The 6,726-nt window shown below is 72.0% G+C and carries 5 protein-coding genes; 3 read left to right on the forward strand and 2 right to left on the reverse strand.

Annotated elements, in window-relative coordinates:
• From A8711_RS28195 to A8711_RS28205, 3 genes are all read left to right on the forward strand, one after another.
• The coding region (locus tag A8711_RS28195) for a ParA family protein (protein WP_069089875.1) at positions 1-714 on the forward strand (714 nt) is incomplete at its 5' end.
• Between the two features lie 27 nt (positions 715-741).
• Entirely contained in the window at positions 742-1,782 is a 1,041-nt protein-coding gene (locus tag A8711_RS28200) for a ParB/RepB/Spo0J family partition protein (protein WP_064448052.1), read from the forward strand.
• Between the two features lie 2,000 nt (positions 1,783-3,782).
• Positions 3,783-4,640, forward strand: coding sequence for a hypothetical protein (locus tag A8711_RS28205; RefSeq protein WP_069089876.1), 858 nt, complete (start codon positions 3,783-3,785; stop codon positions 4,638-4,640).
• Positions 4,641-4,642: 2 nt separating this feature from the next.
• Here A8711_RS28205 and A8711_RS28210 read toward each other — a convergent pair whose 3' ends face one another.
• Positions 4,643-5,635, reverse strand: coding sequence for a D-alanine--D-alanine ligase (locus tag A8711_RS28210; RefSeq protein WP_043327686.1), 993 nt, complete (start codon positions 5,633-5,635; stop codon positions 4,643-4,645).
• Positions 5,636-5,642: 7 nt separating this feature from the next.
• Positions 5,643-6,726: PLP-dependent aminotransferase family protein (locus tag A8711_RS28215; RefSeq protein ID WP_069089877.1), on the reverse strand; the 1,084-nt coding region annotated here is incomplete at its 5' end.

Genomic DNA, 6,726 nt, shown 5'->3' on the forward strand with positions numbered 1-6,726 from the left:
CTCGCGCTGCACGGCAACCGGGTGCTCGTGGTCGACCTTGATCCCCAGGGCAACGCCTCCACCGGTCTGAACGTCCCGCACCACACCGGCGTGCCCGACGTCTACGACTGCCTGATCGACAGCGTGCCGCTCGAAGAGGTGGCGCAGGCCGTCGAGGGCATCCCCAACCTGTGGTGCGTACCGGCCACGATCGACCTGGCGGGCGCCGAGATCGAACTGGTCTCCGTGGTGGCCCGGGAGTCGCGCCTGGCGCGGGCGATCGCCGCGTACCCGGGGCACTTCGACTACGTCTTCATAGACTGCCCCCCGTCGCTCGGCCTGCTGACCGTCAACGCGCTCGTCGCCGCGCAGGAGGTGCTGATCCCGATTCAGTGCGAGTACTACGCGCTGGAAGGGCTCAACCAGTTGATCAACAACATCAACCTGGTGCGCCAGCACCTCAACCCGAAGCTCGAGGTCTCCACCATCCTGCTCACCATGTACGACAGGCGCACCCGGCTGGCGGACGCGGTGGAGCAGGACGTCCGGAACCACTTCGGCGACAAGGTGCTCCAGGCCGTCATCCCGCGCAACGTGCGTGTCTCCGAGGCACCGAGCTACGGCCAGTCGGTGATGACCTACGATCCCGGTTCGCGGGGAGCCACGAGTTACTTCGAGGCCGCCCAGGAGATCGCGGAACGAGGCGTCAAGGAGCCGGTGAGCCGGAATGCGTAGTGCGGAGATGTCGCTGGGAGGCGTCGCATGAAGAACCGTCCCCGCGGCGGACTGGGCCGAGGGCTCGGCGCCCTCATCCCCACCGGACCGGTACCGGGCGCCGAACCGGCGGCCACCGAACCGGAGTCGTCGGCAGTTGCCGCGTCGCCCTCGGCTCCGGTCGCAGGCGCGACCGCCGCCATCACCGGCGGTGTCGGAAGCACCCCGTCGCCGGCCGTCGAGCCCGAGTCGCACCTGAGCCCGGTGCCCGGCGCACGCTTCGCCGAGATCCCGGTCGACGCCATCGTGCCGAACCCGAAGCAGCCCCGGCACGTCTTCGACGAGGAGGCGCTGGAGGAGCTGAAGACCTCGATCCAGGAGGTCGGCTTCCTCCAGCCGATCGTGGTCCGCCAGCTCGACACCGAGAAGTACGAACTCGTCATGGGTGAGCGGCGCTGGCGCGCCGCCCAGGCGGTCGGCCGGGAGACCATCCCCGCGATCGTCCGGGACACCAAGGACGACGCGATGCTCCGGGACGCGCTGCTGGAGAACATCCACCGCGCCAACCTGAACCCGCTGGAAGAGGCGGCGGCCTACCAGCAGCTGCTGGAGGAGTTCGGCGCCACGCACGAGGAGCTGGCCCGGCGGATCGGCCGCAGCCGCCCGCAGATCTCCAACACCATCCGGCTGATGAACCTGCCGGCCGCTGTGCAGCGCCGGGTCGCCGCCGGAGTGCTCTCCGCCGGTCACGCCCGGGCACTGCTCAGCCTCGACGACGCCGAGGCGCAGGAGCAGCTCGCCAAGCGAATCGTCGCCGAGGGCATCTCCGTACGCGGTGCCGAGGAACTGGTTCACCTGGCGCTCGCCGAGGAGCCGGCGAAGACGGCTGCCGCGAAGCGCCGGCCGAAGCCGCACGCCCCGGCGCTCACCGATCTCGCGGACCGGCTCTCCGACCGGTTCGACACCCGGGTGAAGGTCGACATCGGCCGGAGCAAGGGCAAGATCACGATCGAGTTCGCCACCGTTGACGACCTGGAGCGGATCGTCGGGATCATCGGCATGGACGGTGAGGAGCAGCCCGAGGCGTAGCCGTCAGAGGTTGTCCGGCCGGCCGCATCGCCCGCGAGGGGGTGCGGCCGGTTCTCTTTCTCCAGGACGTCGTTTCGGTTGCGAACCGTCTGCTGCTGCCCGCGCGAGGGCGTGGCCGGCTCGGCGTCCTTCCCGCTGGTTTCACGTGAAACGAGAATGCCTGTGCCCTGTGCCCTGTGCCCGGTGCCCGGTGCCCGGTGCCCGGTGCCTCGTGCCCGGTGCCCGGTGCCCGGTGCCCGGTGACGCGGTGGCCCGGTGACGCGGTGGCCCGGTGACGCGGTGGCGCGGTGACGCGGTGGCGCGGTGGCGTCGTGACGCGGGTGGCGGGGGTAGCGCGGTGGCGACGTGCCGAGGCGACGCGGTCGCGCGGTCGCGCGGCGGCGGCGGGATAGGCCGGGTGGCTAAGGCGACTGGCGCAACTTGGGCGGCTGGTTCGCTTCTGCTTCCGGGCTGGGGCGCCGAACTCGCAGACTCCCTCAAAAGGAGGGCAAGGACCGGGTGCAGTCCGGTCGGTAGGCGGCGGCGTTTCACGTGAAACGGGTAGGCCCGCGTGAGGCCGCTGAGCACTCCCGCCGCCCCGCCGATGCGGCGCGCGACGCTACTGGTCGAAGCTGTACATCGAACTGCCCACGAAGCGGCGGCCGCTGCCCGAACGTGAACGTCCGCTCGGGCGTGGGCAAAAGGGCAACCACGTGGGTTGCCGACCTGAGCTCGTCGCCTTTGGCTACCGTGGCCCGCCCTTCGGGCGGCCCAGTCCCATCCCGGCCGCTACTGGCCACCCGGCCAAACGATGACGCGCGTCCATCGCGTCGATGCTGATATCGCATCGCCGATGTGGCCGTCTCGCCGATGCCCCGAGCCGGTGGCCGTCGTTGCAGCCGCCGTCGCTGCGCACTCACCGCCCCGACACCCACCGCCCCGCACGCTGCCATCCCGCCAGAGCGGCAGCTGGACCGAGTGGAACACCATGGGTATCAAAACGCCTCGGAGACACCCATGGTGTTCCACCGCACCCGGGGCGGCTGGCGTTGGCGAGCCCGGACCGAAGTGGTCCCGTCTGGGGGCGCGCGTTTCCCAAGATGTCCCCGTCGCCCCGGCCGATGACCACCCTGTCAGCAACGCCTCCAGACCACCCGCACAGGAGCCGGATGAGTTGTCGCTAGCCGCTGATCCCTCGCAGGTTCGAAGCGGGCGCGCGAGAATGCTCGCCGGAGCGACCGAGCGACCGAGCGACCGAGCGACCGAGCGACCGAGCGACCGAGCGACCGGAGCGACCGAGCGACCGGAGCGACCAGAGCGGGCCGGAGCGACCAGAGCGGGCCGGAGCGGGCCGGAGCGGGCCGTCCGGCCGGGGCGGCCAAAGCGGCGGGGCGGCCGGCAACGGCAGGAGCCCCGGTGACCCGGCTGGCCCCGGTAGCTCGGGGTGAGCCGCGGTGCGCCGCTGACCCGAGGTGGCTCGGATGCCGCTTCGTGGGCCGGCCTGGCGGACGCCGCCGTCCCGGCGGCTTGGCACTCGGCGGGGTGTCCGGCCGGGCTGTGCCCTCATGTCGCAGGCCGGTTGGTCGACTCGGCGGGCGGCGGACCGGGTCGAGAGTCACAGTGGATCAGCCGGCCATCGAGAACCCCGGCCCAGCGAACCCCCGCGCCGGGCTGACGTGGGACCCAGCCTCCGGCGTACCGAGGACCGGCGTGGAACCACGGACGATCCGACCGCCGTCGTTTCACGTGAAACCGACCGCAAGAAGCCCTTCCGAAACCCGGTACGGATCGCGCGCCCGATCGTTGGAAGAACGGATCCACACGCCCTCCAGTTATCCACAGCAGTTGTCCACAGGCTCGTCTCGTTTCACGTGAAACGAAGCGCCGAAACCCTTGCTGAGCAGTGGATGACGCACCGTACTGGTGATCTCGGCACCCTGTGGACAACGTGGTGGACAACCTGTGCGCGGCCAGTGGAACGGGTAGGGACAGGCGTCGCCAACTCGGTTAGGGTCAGCGTCGTGCCGGACACCCCTCCCTCAGTTCCAGACTTCACCCAGTGGCCGTCCTTTCCCTTCGAGGGCGATCTCCGCGTCAAGCAGCTCGACGAGCCCGTACCGTTCGAACCTCCCCGCCGCGGCGAGGCGGACCGGGAGTGCACCGCCTGCAATGCGCCCGACGAGGCGTACATCTGGGTCGGTGAGCGGTGGCGGGTCCGTGCCATGGACCGGCCCACCGGTCTGCCGATGGTCCTGATCCTGGAGTCCCGGTCCCACCTGGATCTGGGCGACCTGCCGAATCTGCTCGCCGCCGAGCTGGGCGTGATGACCGTGCGCCTGGAGCGGGCCGTCCGGTCGCTCGACGGCGTGGCCCGGGTCCACGTGAATCGTTGGGGCGACGGTTCCGCGCACCTGCACCTGTGGTTCCTGGCCCGGCCGTACGGGCGGCTGCAACTGCGCGGCACGTTCCTGTCGCTGTGGGACTCGATCCTGCCCCCCATCTCCGAGGACAAGTGGCGGGAGAATCTGGCCCTGGTGGCTGCGTGGCTCGCCGAGTTCGGTGGCCGGCCGCTCGCCGAGCCGCCGCGCATCCAGTGGCAGGCCCCGTCGAGCTTTGCCCCGGCCTCGGCTGCGGACGCCGCTGAGGAGCCCGAGGACGAGCCCGCATCAGTGATCGAGGCTGCGGACGAGATCCCGGAGTCCGAGGCGGCAGGGGGCGTCTCAGACCCCTCCGCGGGCCCGTCGGTCGACGACCCGGAGCCGGAGGACGGATCCGAGGCGGCCGAGGAGCAGGAGACCGGGGACGCCCCGACTGCGGGCGAGGCCGAGGACGTGGTCGACGACGGCCAGCCGCGGGCGGGGCGTACCCGGGAGGGCTGACCTCAGCGGCGGGCGGCGGCCCGGGTCACGAGCGTGCCGAGCACCCGGCCGAAGTCCAGCCCGGCCGCCTGGATCGCCAGCGGCAGCAGCGACGTCTCGGTCATGCCCGGAGAGACGTTCACCTCCAGCACGTGCGGGTCACCGCCGGCGTCGACGATCAGGTCGACCCGGGACACGTCGCGCAGGCCGAGCGCGGTGTGCGCGGCGAGCGCCACCTCGGTCACCCGGGCTGTCGTCGCGGCGTCGAGCCGGGCGGGCGCGTGCCAGGTGGTACGGCCGGCGGTGTAGCGGGCCGCGTAGTCGTAGACGCCGTTGCGCGGCACGATCTCGACCGGGGGCAGGGCCTGCGGGCCCTTGCCGAGGTCGAGCACGGAGACCGCCACGTCCATTCCGGGCACGTAGCGCTCCACGAGTGCGGTCTGGTCGTACGCGAAACAACCCACCATGGCGGCCGGCAGCGACGCCGCCTCCCGGACCACGGCGGCGCCCAGTCCGGAGCCGCCCTGCGCCGGTTTGACCATCAGCGGCAGCCCGAGCCGGTCGACGATCCGGTCCAGGACGGCGACCGCGCCCAGCTCGGAGAAACGGTCGTGCGGCAACGCCACCCAGTCGGGCGTCGGGATGCCCGCCTCGCGCAGCACCGCCTTCGCCGACGGCTTGTCCCAGGCGAGCCGGGACGACCGGGCGTCGCAGCCGACGTAGGGCACGTCCCAGAGGTCGAGCACGCCGCGCAGCGAGCCGTCCTCGCCGGTGGCGCCGTGCAGGGCGATCACCACCGCGTCCGGCGGGTCGGCGGTCAGCGCGGGCAGCAACGCCACGTCGGCGTCGCGCAGCTCCGCCTGCACTCCGACCGCGCGCAGCGCGTCGAGCACCCGGCGGCCCGACCGCAGCGAGACGTCCCGCTCGTAGGAGAGGCCACCGGCGAGTACGAGCACGTGCAGCTCGTCGACGGCGGATCCGGTCACGGGAGGCGGTGCGGCAGGGCTGTCGGACATGCGGGCATCATGCCAAGTCGGGACCGGGCGCGTCCGAGCCGCCCTGGCGTCGGCGGGGTCCGGCACCGCCGACCGCACCGAAGACCTTCCGCATCGCGATCTCCTGCTCCATCACCCCGGCCAGCCGGCGGACACCCTCGCGGATCCGCTCCGGCGTCGGGAAGGAGAAGTTCAGCCGCATGTTCCCGGCGCCGGTGCCGTCGGCGTAGAAGCCGGTTCCCGGCACGTACGCGACGCGGGCGGCCACTGCCCGCGGCATCATCGCCTTGGAGTCGAGCCCGTCGGGCAGCGTCGCCCAGACGAACAGGCCGCCCTGCGGCCTGGTCCAGGTGGTGCCCTCCGGCATCAGGTCGGCCATCGCGTCGAGCAGCGCGTCCCGGCGCTCGCGGTAGATCTCGCGGTAGACCTTGAGCTGCTGCCGCCAGGGCATGGTGCCGAGGTACGTCGAGACGGCCGACTGGGCGTAGGCGCTCGGGCAGAGGATCTGCGCCTCACTGGCGATGACCAGCTTGTCGCGGACCGCGTGCGGGGCCAGGATCCAGCCCACCCGCAGGCCCGGCGCGAACGTCTTGGAGAACGTGCTCAGGTAGAAGACCCCCTCGCGCCGCCGGGCCCGCAGCGGCCGGGGCGCCTCGCCCTCAAAGCCGAGCTGACCGTACGGGTCGTCCTCCACCACGAGCAGCCCGGCGCGCTCACAGATGTCGAGCACCCGTTCGCGCCGCTCCTCGCTCAGCGTCACGCCGGCGGGGTTCTGGTAGGTGGGGATGGTGTAGAGGAACTTCACCCGGCGGCCGGCCCGGGCCAGGTCGGCGATGGCCACCTCCAGCGCCTCCGGGATGAGCCCTTCGTCGTCCATCGGCACGTGGGCCACCTGGGCCTGGGCGGCCTGGAACACCCCGAGCGCGCCGACGTACGTCGGCCCCTCGGCGAGCACCACGTCACCCGGGTCCAGGAAGAGCCGGGCCACCAGGTCGAGGGCCTGCTGGCCGCCGACGGTGACGACCACGTCCTCCGGGGAGGCGCCGCACGAGGCGTCGATCCCGGAGAGGGACATCACCTCGCAGATCCGCTCGCGCAGCTCCGGGGCGCCC

Origin of the sequence: Micromonospora sp. II (assembly GCF_001709195.1) — a bacterium.
Taxonomy (GTDB): Bacteria; Actinomycetota; Actinomycetes; order Mycobacteriales; family Micromonosporaceae; genus Micromonospora; species Micromonospora chalcea.